This window comes from Bradyrhizobium sp. BWA-3-5, assembly GCF_032917985.1.
Taxonomy (GTDB): domain Bacteria; phylum Pseudomonadota; class Alphaproteobacteria; order Rhizobiales; family Xanthobacteraceae; genus Bradyrhizobium.
Map to the genome: position 1 here is coordinate 4639682 of NZ_CP136626.1, position 17895 is coordinate 4657576.

15 protein-coding genes and 1 pseudogene are annotated in these 17895 nt (G+C 63.7%); 11 read left to right on the forward strand and 5 right to left on the reverse strand.

The genetic code is table 11. The annotated features are described in order from the left end of the window. Nucleotides 1-22 precede the first annotated feature (22 nt). Nucleotides 23-1282: an MFS transporter gene (locus tag RX331_RS22580; RefSeq protein ID WP_317252113.1), complete on the reverse strand. Its 1260-nt coding sequence runs from the start codon at nucleotides 1280-1282 to the stop codon at nucleotides 23-25. A gap of 85 nt (nucleotides 1283-1367) precedes the next feature. After that, nucleotides 1368-3119, reverse strand: a pseudogene (locus RX331_RS22585) (putative bifunctional diguanylate cyclase/phosphodiesterase); the annotation flags it as partial. A 562-nt stretch (nucleotides 3120-3681) separates the two neighbouring features. Here RX331_RS22585 and RX331_RS22590 point away from each other — a divergent pair. The 3 genes from RX331_RS22590 to RX331_RS22600 all read left to right on the forward strand — a co-directional run bounded on the left by RX331_RS22590 (nucleotide 3682) and on the right by RX331_RS22600 (nucleotide 6678). Continuing rightward, entirely contained in the window at nucleotides 3682-5466 is a 1785-nt protein-coding gene (locus RX331_RS22590) for an ATP-binding protein (RefSeq protein WP_317252114.1), read from the forward strand. A gap of 109 nt (nucleotides 5467-5575) precedes the next feature. After that, the gene (locus tag RX331_RS22595; protein ID WP_317252115.1) at nucleotides 5576-6163 is read left to right on the forward strand and encodes a peroxidase-related enzyme; all 588 of its coding nucleotides are present in this window, start codon (nucleotides 5576-5578) and stop codon (nucleotides 6161-6163) included. 20 nt (nucleotides 6164-6183) lie between these two features. Further along, nucleotides 6184-6678, forward strand: a complete 495-nt coding sequence (locus RX331_RS22600; RefSeq protein WP_317252116.1) for an MgtC/SapB family protein — start codon at nucleotides 6184-6186, stop codon at nucleotides 6676-6678. Between the two features lie 9 nt (nucleotides 6679-6687). On the opposite strand, the gene RX331_RS22605 is transcribed toward RX331_RS22600, so the two are convergent. Beyond that, a complete protein-coding gene (locus RX331_RS22605) occupies nucleotides 6688-7305 on the reverse strand; it encodes a ParB-like protein (RefSeq protein ID WP_317252117.1) in 618 nt (205 codons plus the stop codon). Between the two features lie 265 nt (nucleotides 7306-7570). On the opposite strand from RX331_RS22605, the gene RX331_RS22610 reads away from it, so the two are divergent. Further along, nucleotides 7571-7909 (forward strand): hypothetical protein, encoded by a 339-nt coding sequence (locus RX331_RS22610; protein WP_317258213.1) that lies wholly within the window; start codon nucleotides 7571-7573, stop codon nucleotides 7907-7909. Nucleotides 7910-8149: 240 nt separating this feature from the next. Further along, nucleotides 8150-9190 carry an alpha/beta hydrolase gene (locus RX331_RS22615; RefSeq protein ID WP_317252118.1) on the forward strand — a complete coding sequence of 347 codons (1041 nt, stop codon included), beginning with the start codon at nucleotides 8150-8152 and terminating at the stop codon, nucleotides 9188-9190. A 212-nt stretch (nucleotides 9191-9402) separates the two neighbouring features. Here RX331_RS22615 and RX331_RS22620 read toward each other — a convergent pair whose 3' ends face one another. Then, nucleotides 9403-9870: a MarR family transcriptional regulator gene (locus RX331_RS22620; protein ID WP_317252119.1), complete on the reverse strand. Its 468-nt coding sequence runs from the start codon at nucleotides 9868-9870 to the stop codon at nucleotides 9403-9405. A gap of 100 nt (nucleotides 9871-9970) precedes the next feature. Between RX331_RS22620 and RX331_RS22625 the strand changes: the two genes are divergently transcribed. From RX331_RS22625 to RX331_RS22650, 6 genes are all read left to right on the forward strand, one after another. Next, complete coding sequence (locus RX331_RS22625) at nucleotides 9971-11896, forward strand: FAD-binding monooxygenase (protein ID WP_317252120.1); 1926 nt, start codon at nucleotides 9971-9973, stop codon at nucleotides 11894-11896. Between the two features lie 280 nt (nucleotides 11897-12176). Further along, a complete protein-coding gene (locus RX331_RS22630) occupies nucleotides 12177-12470 on the forward strand; it encodes an acyl carrier protein (protein WP_028346689.1) in 294 nt (97 codons plus the stop codon). Nucleotides 12471-12479: 9 nt separating this feature from the next. After that, a complete protein-coding gene (locus RX331_RS22635) occupies nucleotides 12480-12953 on the forward strand; it encodes a 3-hydroxyacyl-ACP dehydratase FabZ family protein (RefSeq protein ID WP_317252121.1) in 474 nt (157 codons plus the stop codon). Then, the gene (locus RX331_RS22640; RefSeq protein ID WP_317252122.1) at nucleotides 12946-14145 is read left to right on the forward strand and encodes a beta-ketoacyl-ACP synthase; all 1200 of its coding nucleotides are present in this window, start codon (nucleotides 12946-12948) and stop codon (nucleotides 14143-14145) included. Before RX331_RS22635 ends, RX331_RS22640 begins: the two co-directional genes overlap by 8 nt. 75 nt (nucleotides 14146-14220) lie before the next feature. Continuing rightward, the gene (locus tag RX331_RS22645) at nucleotides 14221-15498 is read left to right on the forward strand and encodes a beta-ketoacyl-ACP synthase (RefSeq protein WP_317252123.1); all 1278 of its coding nucleotides are present in this window, start codon (nucleotides 14221-14223) and stop codon (nucleotides 15496-15498) included. 22 nt (nucleotides 15499-15520) lie between these two features. After that, on the forward strand, nucleotides 15521-16456 hold the full coding sequence (locus tag RX331_RS22650; RefSeq protein ID WP_317252124.1) for a lipid A biosynthesis lauroyl acyltransferase: 936 nt from the start codon (nucleotides 15521-15523) through the stop codon (nucleotides 16454-16456). Between the two features lie 332 nt (nucleotides 16457-16788). Here the strand turns inward: RX331_RS22650 and RX331_RS22655 are convergent, their stop codons facing one another. After that, complete coding sequence (locus RX331_RS22655; RefSeq protein WP_317252125.1) at nucleotides 16789-17895, reverse strand: polyamine ABC transporter substrate-binding protein; 1107 nt, start codon at nucleotides 17893-17895, stop codon at nucleotides 16789-16791.

Sequence of the window (17895 nt, forward strand, 5' to 3'; positions counted from 1 at the left end):
GCGGGCCGGCAGCACCGTCAGGTCACCGCGCATTCGCCGGCGCGTGCACGTGCCAGAGATCGGCGCGCCAGTGCAGCACGATGGCCAGCATCAGCGCGAGGCCGGCCGCGGCATAGATCGTGCCGGTCGCGGCAAAGCCGATCTCGTCGATCAGGCTGCCGGCGGCCAGCAAGCCGATCGGCAGGCCGTAGATCACCATCATGCGCACACCCATCACCCGGCCGCGGAAACTCTCGCTGGCGGTGCGCATCAGGATGACGGCGATCGAGATCATGGCCAGGCTTTGCGAAAAACCCGCCACCACCAGACACACGATGGCGGTCGGCACCGTCTGCATCTGCACAAACACCAGCAACGTCGCGTACCAGACGACGGTCGACGCGATCAATAGCCGCGCCACGCGGATGTCGCGGATCAGGCTCAGCACGATCGAGCCGGCCAGCGAGCCGATGGCAAAACTCGCCGACAGATAGCCGAGCCCGGTCTGGTTGGTGCCGTAGATCGTCTTGGCGATATAAGGCAACAGGCCGTTGGTCAGCGGGTACGCGGTCAGGTTGGCGAGGAACGCCACCCACAATGCGGCCTGCATCCGCGGCGTGGTCCAGCAATAGGCCACCCCCTCCTTGAGGTCGCGCAGCGGCGAGCGTTGCAGCGCCTCTCCGGCCGCCTCACCCGCTGCCGTCATCTTTTTCGGTGCGACGATGCACAGCGTCAACGCGGTCGCGGTCAAATAGAGGCAGACGATGGCGACATAGGCCGGACCCATGCCGAGCGAAGCGAACAGGCCGGCGCCGCTCAGCGCGCCGGCGATGCGGGCGGTGTCCATCGTGGTGCGCGAGATGCTGATCGCCCCGACCAGCTGGCCATGCGGCATGATGGTCGCGACCAGCGCGCCGCGCACACCGAGGTCCGACGGGCGGACGATACCCATCACGGCCGCCACCATGAAGACGTAGACCGGCGCAAGATTGCCTGACAGCGCCAGCGTCATCAGTACCGCCGCCAACACCGCATAGGTCGCACGCATCATCGCGAGCAGATCGCGGTGCCCGATCCGGTCGCCGGCGACGCCGAACATCGGGGCTACCAACGTACCGACATAGCCGAGCGAAGCGAACAGCGTGAGCAGCAGGACCGAGCCGGTCTCGACCAGCACGTACCAGCCGAGAATCAGCGTCTCCATCTCGAACGCCCAGGAGGTCAGCAGGTCGGCCGGCCACTGAAAACGGTAATTCCTGACCTGAAATGGCGCCAGCGCGGAAGATCGCGCGGGCTCGCTCAAGATGCGTTCTCGCGATTCATCGCGATCCACCCTGCCTTGTTTCTTGTTTTTCCTCCTTTGTCGATAGCAAGCCGTGGACGGCGTTTCAAGCAGCCGACATCGCTCTGCCGGTATGCGTCTGCAACAGCCGTCGCACTTCGGCGGCCGGGATCGCCGGGCTGAACAGATAGCCCTGCATCTCGTTGCAGCCGAGGATGTACAGAAGATTCCGCTGCTGCTCGGTTTCGACGCCCTCCGCCGTCGTCATCATGTCGCTGGCAGCGGCGATGTTCACCACGGCCTGGACGATCGAGGAGGACGCGCCGGGACCGGCGATATCGCGGATGAAGGCGCGGTCGATCTTGATCTTGTCGAACGGGAATCGCTGCAGGTAGCTGAGCGAGGAATAGCCGGTGCCGAAATCGTCGAGCGCGATCCGCACACCCAGCTTGCGCAATTGATGCAGCGTCTCGAGCGCCGCCTCATCGTCGCGAATCAAGACCGCCTCGGTGATTTCGAGCTCCAGCCGGCTCGCGGGAAGGCCGCATGCCGCCAGCGCCGCCGCGACGTTCAGCCCCAGCGATTGGCTCCTGAACTGCACCGGCGAGACGTTGACCGCGATACGGACGTGATCCGGCCAGCTGGCCGCCTCGGCGCAGGCGGCATTGAGCACCCATAGTCCGAGCTGGTTGATCAGGCCGCTGTCTTCCGCGATCGGGATGAACTCCGCCGGCGAGATCATGCCGCGTTCGGGATGCCGCCAGCGCAGCAGCGCCTCGCAGGAACTGATCTTGCCGCTCTCGATATTGACCACGGGCTGATAGTGGATCTCGAGACCGCCGTCGCTGATCGCCTGGCGCAGCTCGAGCTCGAGGCTCCGCCGCGCCTTGGCGCGCTGATCCATACCGGCCTCGAAGAAACGATAGGTCCGCCGCCCGTCGCCCTTGGCGCCGTAGAGCGCAAGGTCCGCATTCCTGAGCAACTGGTCGAGGTCGATCCCGTCGCCGGGTGCCAGCGCTATTCCGACCGAGGCGTCGGTGGTGATCAGATGCCCCGCACATTCAAACGGCTGCCGGATCGCCAGATGGATTTCATCAACCAGCCGCATGGTTTCCGAGCGATCCTTGATAGCCGTTTGAATGACGGCAAACTCGTCGCCGCCGAGCCGCGCCGCCACGTCGGTGTCCTTGAGGCAGCCGCGCAGGCGGTCGGCGACGCCCTTGAGCAGCTCATCGCCGATCGGATGGCCGAGCGCATCGTTGACGCTCTTGAACTCGTCGATGTCGATATAGAGAACCGCGAGCTGTTCGTCCGGCCGGGTCGCCTTGAGGGCTTGTTCGAGCCGCGCCCGGAATAGCAGCCGGTTCGGCAAATCCGTCAGGCCGTCGAAATGCGCCAGATGCGCGATCCGCTCTTCGGCGCGCGTGCGCTCGGTGATGTCCTCGATGGTGGCGACCCAGCCGCCACCCTTCAGCGGGCGGTTGATGATCTCGATCGCGCGGCCACCCGGCGCCTGCGTGAGCTGACGCGTGGCTTTACCCAGCGATACGGTCCGGATGATCGCGTTGCAGAATTCATCGACATCGCCGTCAAAGGAGCCGGTTTCCTTCCGATGCGCGATCAGCCGGTGCATCGTGCAACCAGGCTTGGCCACCTCGGGCGACAGCCCGAACATGTCGAGATAGGGCTGGTTGCAGATGATGATCCGCGCGGATGCATCATAGAGGACAAGGCCTTGCGGAATGTTGTTCACGGCGATCGAGAGCTGGCGCCGCTCCGCCGCCAGCCGTTGATCGGTCAAGCGATCGCGCCTCACTAGAAGACCGGCGATGACAGAAAGAACGGTAACGAGCGCCAGCAATACGCCTTCGCGCAGGCTCCATGCCGCCGGATCGGCTGCAATCACCGCCGCGAGCACGATCCCGCACAGCCCGAGGAGCTTGACCGTGCCGCCTCCCGGCGCAAACCCGGCCAAACCGCCAGACGTTTGATGACCAACCTCGTTGCTCACTGACATGCCCTCGGAATGCGACAGGAGCCGTGCAACGGAACCCAGATCGCAAGTCACGTGACCCGCGGCATTGTTGCGCAATAGTGATGGAGGGGGCGTTACAACTTGCGGTTAGCGATCGGTTACCTCGCTCACGCGCCGACCCCGATCCGCAATCCCGAATCAAGAGGTTGCCGGGACATAGTTCACGGAAGGCGCCTCTCGTCCGAAGTGGTAAATGAATGCTTAATTTCAAAGCCGCGGAGTGCGCGGCCGGAAATACAAGAAAGTCCTTATTTTTCCAGCGTGAATAGCGCTCGGCGGCGGTGGCGGAGCGCCGCGGCAAAACGAATCCTGACCGAGATGCCGCAGATTTAGCCGATGCAGAACTGCGTCTGTTTAACCGTTTCGCTAGCCGCGGCTGCCCATAATGGAGGTCAGACCCCAATTCAAGAGATCCAGGTTCAATAGCGTGACATCCCTCGGACGTGTGATTTCCGTGCGCGGCTCCCTCGCCCGGGTCGGACTGCTGGCGTCGGGCCAGATGCCCGTCTCCGAACTGCGCGCCACCGTCGGCCGTTTCGTCAGTATCCGCTGCGCGACGTCCACCACCAACGTTGCCATGATCACCGAGGTAACGTGCGAGCACCAGTTGGGCTCGGACGAATACATCGCGACCGCCTCGGTCGACCTGCTCGGCGAGATTTCCGGTGGAGACCGCCCCAAGTTTCAGCGCGGCGTGACCAATTATCCAACCATCGGCGACGCCGTCGACATGATCACCGCCCAGGATCTGCGCACCGTCTACGCACCGAGCGGCTCGGATCAGATCAATGTCGGCAACCTGCAGCAGGACCGCTCCGTCATCGCCTATGTCGACGTCGAGGAAATGCTGTCCAAGCACTTCGCGGTCCTCGGCTCGACCGGCGTCGGTAAATCGACCAGCGTGTCGCTGCTGCTCAACGAGATCCTGCAAGCGCGGCCGAACCTGCGGGTTTTCCTGCTCGACGTGCACAATGAATATGGCCGCTGCTTCGGCGACCGCGCGCTGGTGCTCAACCCGCGCAACTTGAAACTGCCGTTCTGGCTGTTCAATTTCGAAGAGATCGTCGACGTGCTGTTCGGCGGCCGGCCCGGCGTGCCCGAAGAACTCGACATCCTCGCCGAAATCATTCCGCAGGCGAAGGGCATCTACACCCAGTACCAGAACTCCGACCGGCTCGGCCTGAAGCGCGTCGATCCCAAATCGGGCGGCTACACGGTGGATACACCGGTACCGTACCGGCTGGTCGACCTGATCTCGCTGATCGACGAGCGGATGGGCAAGCTCGAGAACCGCTCCTCGCGCATCATCTATCACAAGCTGATCTCGCGCATCGAGACCGTGCGCAACGACCCGCGCTACGCCTTCATGTTCGACAATGCCAATGTCGGCGGCGATACCATGGCGGAAGTCGTCAGCCACCTGTTCCGACTGCCGGCCAACGGCCGGCCGATGACCATCATGCAGCTCGCCGGCTTCCCCGCCGAAGTCGTCGATTCCGTGGTGTCGGTGCTATGTCGCATGGCCTTCGATTTCGGCCTGTGGAGCGACGGCGTCTCGCCATTGCTGTTCGTCTGCGAAGAGGCGCACCGCTACGCGTCGGCCGACCGCAACATCGGGTTCGGTCCGACCCGCAAGGCGGTTTCGCGCATCGCCAAGGAAGGCCGCAAATACGGCGTGTTCCTCGGCCTCGTCACCCAGCGTCCGGCCGAGCTCGACGCCACCATCATCTCCCAATGCAACACGCTGTTTGCGATGCGTCTTGCCAACGACCGCGACCAGGCGCTGCTGCGCTCGGCGGTCTCGGATGCGGCTGCGAACCTGCTGTCGTTCGTGCCTTCGCTCGGTACCCGGGAAGTGCTGGCGTTCGGCGAAGGCGTCGCGCTGCCGACGCGGCTGCGCTTCAAGGAGGTCCCGGTCCACCAGCTGCCGCGCAGCGAAGCCACCATCGCCTCGGTGCCGTCGGTCGCCGCCGGCCATGACATGCACTTCGTCTCCGCCGTGCTCGACCGCTGGCGCGGCGCCACCTCCAACCGCGACGTGCCGAACGATCCCGTGGGCGGCGAGCGGCCGAGCGTCCGCGTCATGACGCCGGTGGAAGCGCCGATGCTGCAGCCATCGATGGGGCTCGATCCCGACCGCTTCTCGCTGCTGAAAAAGCCGCTGCGCTGAGGCTGCACGGCCTCGCGCAAATTCTACGCGCAGGCCGGGTATCCACGTTGGCGCAATTGGATATATGGTTTCGGCAACGCCGCCACGCGGCCTTTAGCCGGAACCCCTCATGACCAAGCCTGCTGCGCCCATCCGATTTCAACCGCCCGCCATCGACAAGCTGCCGGAGGACATCCGCAGTCGCATCCTCGCGGTGCAGGAGAAGTCGGGCTTCGTGCCGAACGTCTTCCTGACGCTAGCCTACCGGCCCGACGAGTTTCGCGCTTTCTTTGCCTATCACGACGCGCTGATGGAGAAAGATGGCGGGCTAACCAAGGCCGAGCGCGAGATGATCGTGGTGGCGACGTCGGCCGCCAACCAGTGCCATTATTGCGTGATCGCCCATGGCGCGATCCTGCGCATCCGGGCCAAGAACCCAGAGATCGCCGATCAGATCGCCGTCAACTACCGCAAGGCCGACATCACGCCGCGGCAGCGCGCCATGCTCGATTTCGCCATGAAAGTAAGCCGCGAGGCGAACGAGGTCTCGGAAGCCGACCTGGCTGAGATCGCCAGCCACGGCTTTTCCGATGACGACATCTGGGACATCACCGCAATCGCGGCGTTCTTCGCGCTGTCGAACAGGCTGGCCAACGTCACCGCGATGCGCCCGAACGACGAATTCTACATGATGGGACGACTGCCCAAGCAAGGCTGAGACGGCCGGGAGGCGCCGCGTTGCTCGATTGGACCGAAATCATATTGCGTCTCGGTGTCGCCACGCTCGCCGGCTGCCTAATCGGTCTCAACCGCGATCTGCACGGCAAGCCGATCGGGTTGAAAACGCTGGGGCTGGTCAGCCTTGCGACGGCCACGATGCTGGTGCCAGTTCATTCGGACCAAGCCTGGCTCGTGTCGGACGCCGGCAGCCGCGTGATACAGGGAATCCTGACCGGGATCGGTTTTCTTGGTGCCGGCGTCATTGTCCACGCGGGAAGGCATTTCAGGGTTCGCGGGCTCACCAGCGCCGCCTGCACTTGGCTCGCGGCCTGCATCGGCATTGTCTGCGGCCTCGGACAATGGCGACTGGTCACAGTCGCATTGGTCATCACCTTCGTAATTCTGATCATTGGCGCGCGAATGGAGCGCTGGCTGCACAAAAAGCTTGGCGGCGAGGACGAGACCGCGCAGAAATCTCCTGCCGCCGCTCCGTCGGACAAACTACCGACGTAGCGCCGTTATCTAGTCTGGCCCGCACCAGCCCGGCAGATAGACCGCTTCCTTGCCCTTCGCAAGGTCGAGCGCTTTTTCCATGGCTCTGGAGAAATCCTCCTCGACGCTCCTGCGCGGGATTTTCCGGCGCAAGAAATCCGCCCACAGGAATTCGCTGAACGGGGTGACGTCCTTGGCAAAGCCGCCGACGCGGCGCAATTCCCCGGCGAGGCTGCGGAACGGATCATCCTTGAGTCCGGACACCGATTTCGGAAGATCCTTGTAGTGCCGGCGCTCGCCCTTGGCGTCGTAGGGATAGGCCCAGCGCTTGTGATCCATCACGGTCCAGAACGCGTCGCGTTCGACCATGGTGAGATCGCCGATCACGGTCACCAGCACGTGCTCGACGCCTTCATCATGCAGCGCACGCGCCAGATGATGATGGTCGACGATGTAATGGTGCTCGTCCGGCCCATGCACCACGGGAATCATGTGCTTGCCGAGCAGCTCGGCGCGTTTCTTGTCAGACTTGTGCTCCCGCCAACGCTTGCGCTTTTCCTTCACCTCTCGCATGCCGACCGTCATCTGGGTCGGACGCAATGACAGGATCGGAACCGGCTTGAGAATCGGGTCGCGCGTGTTGGCCATGGCTTGCCCCCTTACGTCAGCCTTCATGCTCTAGCCGGCAAAATGGCCCTGCTGATTCACACTGCCGTGAACGCGCGAGACCTCGCGCCCCCGATCTGCATGAGCAGCGATCTCCAGGATGCCCGCAGGACCGCCGGCCGCGATCTGGCGTCAGGTTCCAACCAGACATTGCGCGGATCGGATGGCTGCCACGCCAAAACATTTCATGTTGGAAGCGCTGCCGGCGTGCTATGAACAACTTGGGAATTTGCGCGGACCGGCAGCAGTGAAAACCGAGCGGCCTATTATTTCGGACGAAGAGCACGTCGTGCTCAAGTTCCGGCCGCGCACCTCCGCCCATCCGCCTGCCAAGCGCGATAGCGCCGCGCCAGTCAAGGCGCAATCCGCCGCCAACGACCTGTCCCGGTACGAGCGGCCGCGCGACGAGGGCGATGATTTCCGTCATCGCATGCTGGCCAATCTCGCTGCCTTCGCCTTTACGGTGGCGCTGACCGCGATCGGCATCTGGCTTGCCGTGAGCATCGCCGATCTCCGCAAGACCCAGGACTGCGTCCTGATGGGCCGCCGCGACTGCGCCCGGATTTCGGTGACGCCACAGGGGTAGTAGCGGCCCCATCATCCTTCGAACACGGAGCTTCCGCCGCACTTCGGTCCATCCAAGTCATTGCGAGCTTGCGTAGGTAGGATGGGTAGAGCGAAAGCGAAACCCATCACTTCCCGCCACAGGTGCAGCCCGATGATGGGTTTCGCTTCGCTCTACCTATCCTACGATCCTCTCGCCCCTTGAAAGGCAGACATATCCCGCTACGCTGGACAACAAGCAAAATAGTTCAGGGAGGCGTCATTGAAGCTTTCAATAGCGACCACGGGTCTTCTCCTCGCGACATTCCTTGCGGTCCCGGCATTTGCGCAGACAAGGGCCCTCGTGACCGAAGAGATGATGGTCAAGACATCAGATCCCGGCATCGATATCTACGTCCGCAACAAGCGGCCGGCGGAGATGACCGCGTTTCGGCCGGAGCAGACCGTGCTCTATGTTCACGGCGCGACCTATCCGTCCGAGACCGCGTTCGACCTCAAGCTGGATGGCCTGTCCTGGATGGAATACATTGCTTCGCGCGGCTACGACGTCTGGCTGCTCGACCTGCGCGGCTACGGCAAATCCAGCCGGCCCCGCGAAATGGCCGCTAAGCCGGACGCCAATCCACCGATCGTGACCGGCCAGACCGCGGTCAAGGACATCGGCGCCGCCGTCGATTTCATCCTCAAGCACCGCAACATCCCGCGTCTCAACCTGCTCGGCTGGTCGTGGGGCACCACGCTGATGGCGACCTACACCACGCAGAACGCATCGAAGGTCGAGCGTCTCATACTCTACGCGCCGTCCTGGATCCGGCAGACGCCGTCCCTGGTTCAGGCCGGTCCCGGCAAGCTCGGCGCCTACCGCATGGTCAATCGCGATCAGGCGAAAGAGCGCTGGTACACCGGCGTGCCCGAGGACAAGAAGGCCAGCCTCATTCCTGCCGGCTGGTTCGAGGCCTGGGCGGATGCTACCTTCGCAACCGACCCGGACGGCGCAACGATGAGCCCGCCGGTGCTTCGGGCGCCGAACGGTGTGGTGCAGGACGGTGCGGAATTCTTCGGCGCCGGCAAGCCCTATTACGATCCCGCCAAGATCACCGTGCCGACATTGCTCGTCCACGCCGAATGGGACCGCGATACGCCACCCTACATGGCGCAGACGCTGTTTCCGCTGCTGGTCAACTCGCCCGGCAAGCGTTACGTCGCGCTCGCCGAGGGCACGCACACCATCATCATGGAGCGTAACCGGCTAAAACTGTTCGAGGCCGTGCAGGCGTTTCTGGATGAGGCGAAGAAAGAGTGAGCCGTGGTAGCCCCGCATAAGCGCAGCGATATGCGGGCGCGAGGCCTAAAGACCCGGATGTCGCTTCGCTCATCAGTGCTACTGCTTTGAGCCCGAAGAGCGAATCAGCGTCGGCGCAATCCGACGTCTCGACGGGCGCGTAGATTCAAGACGTTGGCATTGCTTCGATGTAGCGCGACGGATTACGGCTGTGCGGCTCATCCGCCGTACTTTCATCCCAACTCCGCCGCCCGCAGCGGCGCGCGGCTGAGTTCGTTGCCGGCGGCGATCGCCTTGCGCAATAGCCGCATCAGCTCTGTGCCCTCCTTGGCGGTGAGGCCGCGCAGCATGGTGCGCTGGGCTGCCTCGACCGCCGGCGTGATCGCGCGCAACGTTCGCTTGCCCGCATCCGTGATCTGCAATTCGCGGGCGCGGCGGTCGCGGGCGCTCGCCTGACGCACCAGCAGGCCCTTCTGCACCAGGCGGTCGACCACACCGGTGATGGTGGTGCGGTCATAGGCGATCAGGCCGGCGAGCGTCACCTGATCGATGCCCGGGTTGAACTTGATGGCCGCGAGCGCGGCGTACTGCACCGGCGTAAGGTCGAAACCCGCCTCCTCGACCTCGGCGAGGAACACCGCTACCGCGATCTGCTGGAACCGGCGCGCCAGATGGCCGGGCATTTCTTTGTTATCTCTCACCGATCCCTCCAAGGCCGGTTGCCGTCGGATCTGGAATTGACAAGCATACTGATAATCAGCATGCTGAGCAATATCCAGGGGACGACGGGAGAAAGCGACCATGCAGTTTCATCTGAATGGATTCGAGCCGGGCGATCCCGAGATCGCCGACCCCGCCCGGCGGGTTGCTCCATCAGGCATGCCCGGACCTGTCCCGGCGGAAGTCGACGTCCTGATCGTCGGCTGTGGACCCGCGGGGCTGACGCTGGCGGCACAGCTTGCCGCGTTTGCCGATATCAAGACCTGCATTGTCGAGCAGAAACCGAGCCGCCTCCTCCGCGGCCAGGCCGACGGCATCGCCTGCCGCACCATGGAGATGTTCGAGGCGTTTGGGTTCGCCGAGCGCGTGCTGAAGGAAGCATGCTGGATCTCTGAGACGACGTTCTGGAAGCCGGACGAAAACAGGCCCGAAAACATCGTGCGCAGCGGCCGGGTTCAGGACGTCGAGGACGGGCTGTCGGAAATGCCGCACCTCATCCTCAACCAGGCGCGCGTGCACGACTGCTATCTCGATGTCATGCGCAATTCACCGGCAAAGCTCGAGCCGTATTATTCACGGCGATTGCTGGACCTTGATATCGCACCGGCGGCGCGGTTCGAGGACCACGCCGTGACCGTGCACCTCGAGCGGAGCGACGCCGGGCACGAAGGCGAGATCGAGACCGTCAAGGCGCGCTATGTCGTCGGCTGCGACGGCGCGCGCAGCACGGTGCGCAGATCGATCGGGCGCGAGCTGCGCGGCGATTCCGCCAACCATGCGTGGGGCGTCATGGACGTCCTGGCCGTCACCGACTTTCCCGACATCCGCTTCAAGGTGCTGATCCAGTCGGCGCGTGACGGCAGCATCATCGTGATCCCGCGCGAAGGCGGCTATCTCGTCCGCCTTTATGTCGAGCTTGCCAATCTCGATGCCGGCGAGCGGATCGCGAGCCGCAACATCACCTCCGACGATCTGATCGCGAAGGCGCGGCGGATTCTCTACCCCTATACGCTCGACGTGAAGGAGATCGCCTGGTGGTCGGTCTATGAGATCGGCCAGCGGCTGACCGACAAGTTCGACGACGTGCCGGAGGAGGAGATCGAGACTCGGCTGCCCCGCGTGTTCATTGCGGGCGACGCCTGCCACACCCACAGCCCGAAGGCCGGCCAGGGCATGAACGTCTCGATGCAGGACGGCTTCAATCTCGGCTGGAAGCTGGCGTCCGTGCTGCGCGGGCGCAGCGCGCCGCATCTCTTGCACAGCTATTCGGCGGAACGGCACGCGGTGGCGAAGGAGCTGATCGACTTCGACCGCGAATGGGCCGTGATCCTCGCCTCCGCCAAGGGCGGCAACAGGGGTGCGGATGCGGCGGCCACGCAAAACTATTTTGTCAGGCACGGCCGCTATACCGCTGGAACAGCGACGCATTATCGCCCTACGCTCCTCACGGCCGAAGCGGATCACCAGCATCTCGCCAAGGGCTTTGTGATCGGAACGCGCTGTCACTCCGCCCCGGTCGTCCGTCTCTCGGACGCCAAGCCGGTGCATCTAGGCCATGTCGCGAAGGCCGATGGGCGCTTCCGCCTCTTCATCTTTGCCGGCGTTGGCGACGCGGCGGCCGACAGCTCCCCTCTCCGCTCGCTCTGCGATTTCCTGAGCGAGAATCCAAAATCGCCGATCAGGCGGCACACGCCCGCAGGCGCCGACATCGATTCCGTGGTCGACGTCCGCGCCGTGTTCCAGCACGCGCATGCCGAACTCGCCATCGAGGCGATGCCGCCGCTCCTGCTCCCGCGCAAAGGACGCTACGGGCTGATCGACTACGAAAAGATGTTCTGCCCCGATTTCAGAGCTGGCCACGACATCTTTTCAATGCGCGGCATTGACCGCGACAAGGGCTGCCTCGTCGTGGTGCGGCCGGACCAATACGTCGCGCAAGTGCTGCCGCTCGATGCGCACGCCGAGCTTGCGGCCTATTTCGACCGGTTCATGCTAATGGTGGGGTGAATCCTAGCCCGCCTGAGCGCAAGCGATCTGCGGGAGACACTGTCCCGGGGTCGCTTTGCTCGCCCGGGCGATACGCTTGCGACACTCGCCTCTCCCCGAATCCGCCATTTTTCGCGCCAAATCCAATGATGTGGGACCCGGCCCCTTTCCATTGAACTAAACGCCCCGCTCCGATATACGGGCACTCGACTCCGGCCGGGGGATCCGAGGCCTTCCGGGGCCGTTCACTCGCCCCCTCCAAGCCGCTACGGAATATCTCCAATATATCAAAGGCTTAATGATGTCTTCCACATTCGATCAGATCGCCAACATAATCGCGGAGACCTGCGACATTCCGCGCGACACGATCAAGCCGGAGAGCCACGCCATCGACGATCTGGGAATCGATAGCCTGGACTTCCTCGACATCGCCTTTGCCATCGACAAGGCGTTCGGGATCAAGATGCCGCTCGAAAAATGGACCCAGGAAGTCAACGACGGCAAGGCCACGACCGAGCAGTATTTCGTGCTGCAGAATCTCGCCGATCGCATCGACGAACTGGTCGCCGCCAAGAATGCAGCCCCGGGCGCCTAATCGCCCGCCATGGACCTTGATTACTTCAAGCTGATCGACCGCATCGTCGAGCTGAACCTCGACGAGAAGAAGATTGTGGTCGAGGCGCAGGTTCCGGCTGCTCATACCATCTTTGAGGGGCATTTTCCGGGCTTTCCGATCATGCCCGGCGTGCTCTTGACCGAAGCGATGGCGCAGAGCTCCGGCTGGCTGATCCTCGGCGTCCTGAAGTTCGAGCGCATGCCGTTTCTGGCCATCATCAAAGAGTCGAAGATGCGGGGCTTCGTCAGCCCCGGTTCGGTGCTGACGATCGAGGCGAAACTCGAGCATGAAGGCTCAGGCTTCGCCGTTACCAAGGTCAAGGCCCGCATCGGCAAGGATCTGAAGTGCAGCGCTGAACTCACGTTCGGGCTAACGCCCTTCCCCGACCCCTCCTTGCGCGTTCACATGGACGCGATGGCCAACAAGATCGGCTTCCCACTGCAGGCAATCACGCATGACTGAGCCAACATCGGCGCCCAAGGAAGTCTGGATCACCGGCATCGGCATCGTCTCCTCGCTCGGCGAAGGGTTGGACGCGCATTGGGATGCGCTGAAGGACAAGAAGGTCAACGTCGACGACAAGCGGTTTGCGCCCTACATCGTGCACCCCCTGGCGCCGGTCTCCTTCGATGCGCAGATCCCGAAAAGGGGCGATCAGCGCCAGATGGAAGCGTGGCAGCGCATCGGCACCTATGCCGCCGGCCTGGCGCTGGATTCGGCCGGCGTGAAGGGCGACAAGGAAATCCTTGGGCGGATGGACATGATCGTCGCGGCCGGCGGCGGCGAGCGCGACCTCGCGGTGGACGTCGCCATCATGACGGCCGACGCCAAGGGCAATTCGAGCCCCGCCTTTCTCAACGAACGGCTGATGAACGATCTGCGGCCGACGCTGTTCCTGGCGCAGCTCTCCAACCTGCTCGCCGGCAACATCGCCATCGTCCACGGCGTCTGCGGCACCTCGCGCACCTTCATGGGCGAGGAAGCCGCCTCGATCGACGCGGCGCGGATCGCGCTGGCCCGCATCTCCTCCGGACAGAGCGAGATTGCCCTGGTCGGCGCCGCCCACAATGGCGAGCGCTCCGATCTCCTGGTGCTCTACGAATTCGGCGACTTTAACCTGAAGGAAAAGTTCGCGCCGGTCTGGCAGCGCGAGGGCCAAAGCGGCTTTGCGCTAGGCTCCGCCGGCTGCTTTTTGGTGCTGGAATCGCGCGAGCACGCCGAGGCGCGCGGCGCCAAGCCTTACGCAAAACTGACCAAGGTGGTCGCCGATCTGGCGCACCGCAAGCAGCCGGGCGCGGTGACCAAATCATTGGAAGCGATGTGGCCGAAGCTCGGCGTCACCGCCGAGAGCGGCCAATTGATCACCGGCGCGACCGGCGCGGAGCCGGTGACCTCGGAAGAAAAGGCGTTCCTGCGCCAGCATCCCGGCTTTGCGGTGCGCGCCACCGGAACGAAGTTCGGCCATACGCTGGAGACCCAGTTCCCGCTCGGCCTGGCGCTGGCGGCGCTTTCCCTGTCGCGCGGCGAACTGTTCCCGCCCCATGATCCCAGCGGGTTCGAGGTTGAAAAGGCCGGCACCCCGGACCAGATTGTGGTGGTGGGCGCCGGTCACTGGCAGGGCGAAGGCATGGCGCTGGTCGAGGCCGTCAAGTAAGCGACGCTTTCGGCACGGCCGAAATCAATTGAGGCGCGCGAAACGCGCGAGTTACGGCGCAACTTCGGGGGAACCATGTCAGCACCATCGGATAAATTCGGCAGGCCGATTGTCGTCGTCACCGGCATGGGCGTAGTGACCTCGCTTGGCGCCGGCAAGGAAGACAATTGGCGCCGCCTGACCGCGGGCGAGTCCGGCATCAAGACCGTGACACGCTTTCCGGTCGACAGCTTGAAATCGACGATGGCCGGCACGGTCGATTTCGTCACCGTTGATCCCGTCACCTCGACAGGGCTGACCGAGCGGCTGGCCGAATTGGCGATCCAGGAAGCGCTTGGACAGTCCGCGATCGGCGCCAAGGCCGATTTCCCTGGCCCACTGTTCCTGGCGGTCGCGCCCGTTGAAGTCGAATGGCCGCAGCGGCTGGAGCTCGGGCGCGCAATCGGCAAGACGGAGTTCGACTATGGCGACATGCTGCGCATCAGTGGCGGCGGCAGGTACGCCAAATACCATCATCGCTTCATGTTCGGGTCGGTGGCGAGCCACCTCGCCGAAACATTCGGCACCAAGGGTTCGCCGATCTCGCTCTCGACCGCCTGCGCCTCCGGCGCCACCGCGATCCAGCTCGGCGTCGAGGCGATCCGCCGCGGTGAAGCCGATGCCGCGCTATGCGTCGGGACCGACGGCTCGGTGAATCCGGAAGCGCTGGTGCGCTTCTCGCTGCTGTCGGCGCTGTCGACCCAGAACGATCCGCCGCAGGCGGCGTCAAAGCCGTTCTCCAAGAACCGCGACGGCTTTGTGATGGCGGAAGGCGCCGGCGCGATGGTGCTGGAAAGCTATGCGTCCGCCATGGCCCGCGGCGCCAACATTCTCGGCGTTGTCGCCGGCTGCGGCGAGCTGACTGACTCGTTCCACCGCACCCGCTCGAGCCCCGACGGCAAGCCGATCATTGGCTGCATGCGCAAGACGCTTGCCGATGCCGGCCTGGAGCCGGAGCAGATCGACCACATCAACGCCCACGGCACCTCGACGCCGGAGAACGACAAGATGGAATACAACACGACCGCCGTCGTCTTCGGCGATCACCTGCCGAAGATCCCGGTGTCGTCGAACAAGTCGATGGTCGGCCACACGATCTCGGCCGCCGGTGCGGTCGAGGCCGTGTTCTCGCTGCTGACGCTGGAGCATCAGCGGATTCCGCCCACGATCAATTACGAGATTCCGGATCCCGCGATCCTGTTCGACGTGGTTGGCAACAAGGCCCGCGACGCCAAGGTCACCGCCGTGATGTCGAACTCGTTCGGCTTCGGCGGGCAGAACGCCTCGTTGATCCTGACGCGCGAACCGGCGTAAGCCGCGCCGCCCGCTTGTCACGATGAACAGCCTGCTCTTACGCACCAAGGCGCGCCTGCGCGACGCCTTAAAGCCAGTCGCGGAAGCGGCCGTCGGCGTGCTGACGGTCGCGCTCTTGCGCACCACGCGCTATTTCGACCCGGACAAGACCGCAAACTTCTTCGGCCGCTGCACCCGCTTCATCGGACGGCGGCTGCGCGAGGACCGCATCGGACGCGAAAACCTCAAGGCCGCCTTCCCCGAGAAATCGCCGGAGGAGATCGAGACCATTTTGGCCGGCGTGTGGGACAATCTCGGCCGCATCGGCGCCGAGTTCGCCCATCTCGATCACATCTGGGACTACGACCTCGACCATCCGGAGAAGCCGAGCCGCATCGAGTTCACGCCACGCACCAAGGAAATCTTCGATTCCCTGCGTGACGACGGCAAGCCGGCGATCATTTTCGCCAGCCATCTCGGCAATTGGGAAATCCCGGCGCTCGGCGCAGTCGCCCACGGGCTCGATTGCGCGATCCTGTTTCGCCGGCCGAACATCGAGTCCGCCGACCGCGCCATCGAGCGTATCCGGGCCGTCAAGATGGGCACGCTGGTGCCGGCCGGGCGCGAGGCACCCCTGAAGCTCGGCGAAGCCCTGCAGCGCGGCCAGCACGTCGCGATGCTGGTCGATCAGTACCTCGGCAACGGCGTCGAGGTGACGTTCTTCGGCCGCAAGACCAAGGCCAACCCGACGCTGGCGCGGCTCTTGCGGCAGGTCGAATGCCCCCTGCACGGCGTGCGCATCATCCGCCTGCCCAATCACCGCTTCCGCGCCGAACTCTCCGAAGAGGTCAAGCCGGTGCGCGATGCGTCCGGCCAGATCGACATCCAGGGCACGATGCAGGCGGTGACATCGGTGGTCGAAGGCTGGGTGCGGGAATATCCGGATCAATGGCTGTGGCTGCACCGGAGATGGCGGTAGCGGCCAGCCGCTCCTCTCCTGCCCTACCCGCCGAACAGCAGACCGAGGCTCCAGGCTTTCATTACGACCGTCGCAGCCAGCACGAAGACGATCTGCAGCAGCGTACGGGTTGAGAAGAAGGCGAGGATGGTGGTCATGTGATGCTCCCGGAAGGGAGCTATAGATTCTGCCTCGGGTTCTAGCAACAGGAGTTTGTTGGACCTCGTAGGCCGGCATCACGGTCATTCCGGGATGGTGCGTAAGCACCAGACCCGGAATCTCGAGATTCTCAGGGGCGCAAGCGCGCCCCCTAGTTCGATGCTTCGCATCGCCCCGGAATGACGGCGCTGCCGTCACTTCCCCATCTTCACCCGCGTCCAGAGACGGTTGATCACGCGCTGCGTTGCGGGGTCTCGCGCCTTGATGACGAAGAGCTTCTTCTGCATCGCCTCGTCCGGATAGATGTTCTTGTCACCCAGGATCCTCGGATCTACCAGCTTCTGGCTCGCCAGGTTGCCGTTGGCGTAAGACAGAAAATTGGAATTCTTCGCCGCAACATCCGGGCGGTAGAGATAGTTGATCAGCTCATAGGCTTCCGCGACGTTCCTGGCATCGGCCGGGATCGCGAGATTGTCGAAGAACATCTGCGCGCCCTCTTTCGGGATGGTGTAGCCGATCTCGACCCCATTGTTCGCTTCGGCCGCGCGGCTGCGCGCCTGCATGATGTCGCCCGACCATCCCACCACAAAGCAGATCTCGCCCGAGGCCAGCGCGCCCAGATATTCCGAGGAGTGAAACTTGCGGACGTTCGGCCTGATCTTGCTGACGAGCTCGGCGGCCTTTTCCAGATCGGCCTGCTTGGTCGAATTCGGATCGATGCCGAGATAGCTGAGCGCTGCCGGCAGGATGTCGTCGGCGGAATCGAGCATGTGGATGCCGCAGTCTTTGAATTTCGCGAGATTCTCCGGCTTGAAGACAAAATCCCAGCTATCGACCTTCGTGTCGGGGCCGAGGATTTTCTCCGCCGTCTTGACGTTGTAGCCGATGCCGGTGGTGCCCCACATGTAATTGGCGGCATAATTATTGTCGGGATCGTAGGTTGCAAGCTGGCTGGTCACGATAGGCCAGGCGTTGGCGAGATTGGGCAGCTTCGCCTTGTCGAGCTTGAGAAAGACCTTTGCGGTGATCTGGCGCTGCAGGAAATAGCCGGTGGGCACCACGACGTCGTAGCCGGACTTGCCGGCCAGAAGGCGCGTCTCCAGCGTCTCATTGGCATCAAAGGTGTCGTAGACTACCTTGATCCCGGTCTCCTTGGTGAAATCCTCCAGCACGCCCGGCGCCATATAGTTCGACCAATTGTAGAAATTGACCGTGCGCTCCTGCGCCCATGCGGGCGAGAGCGACAGCGCCGCCGCGAGCGCGCCGGCAAGGCGCAGCGGATTTCCAAAGAAAGCGCGCAT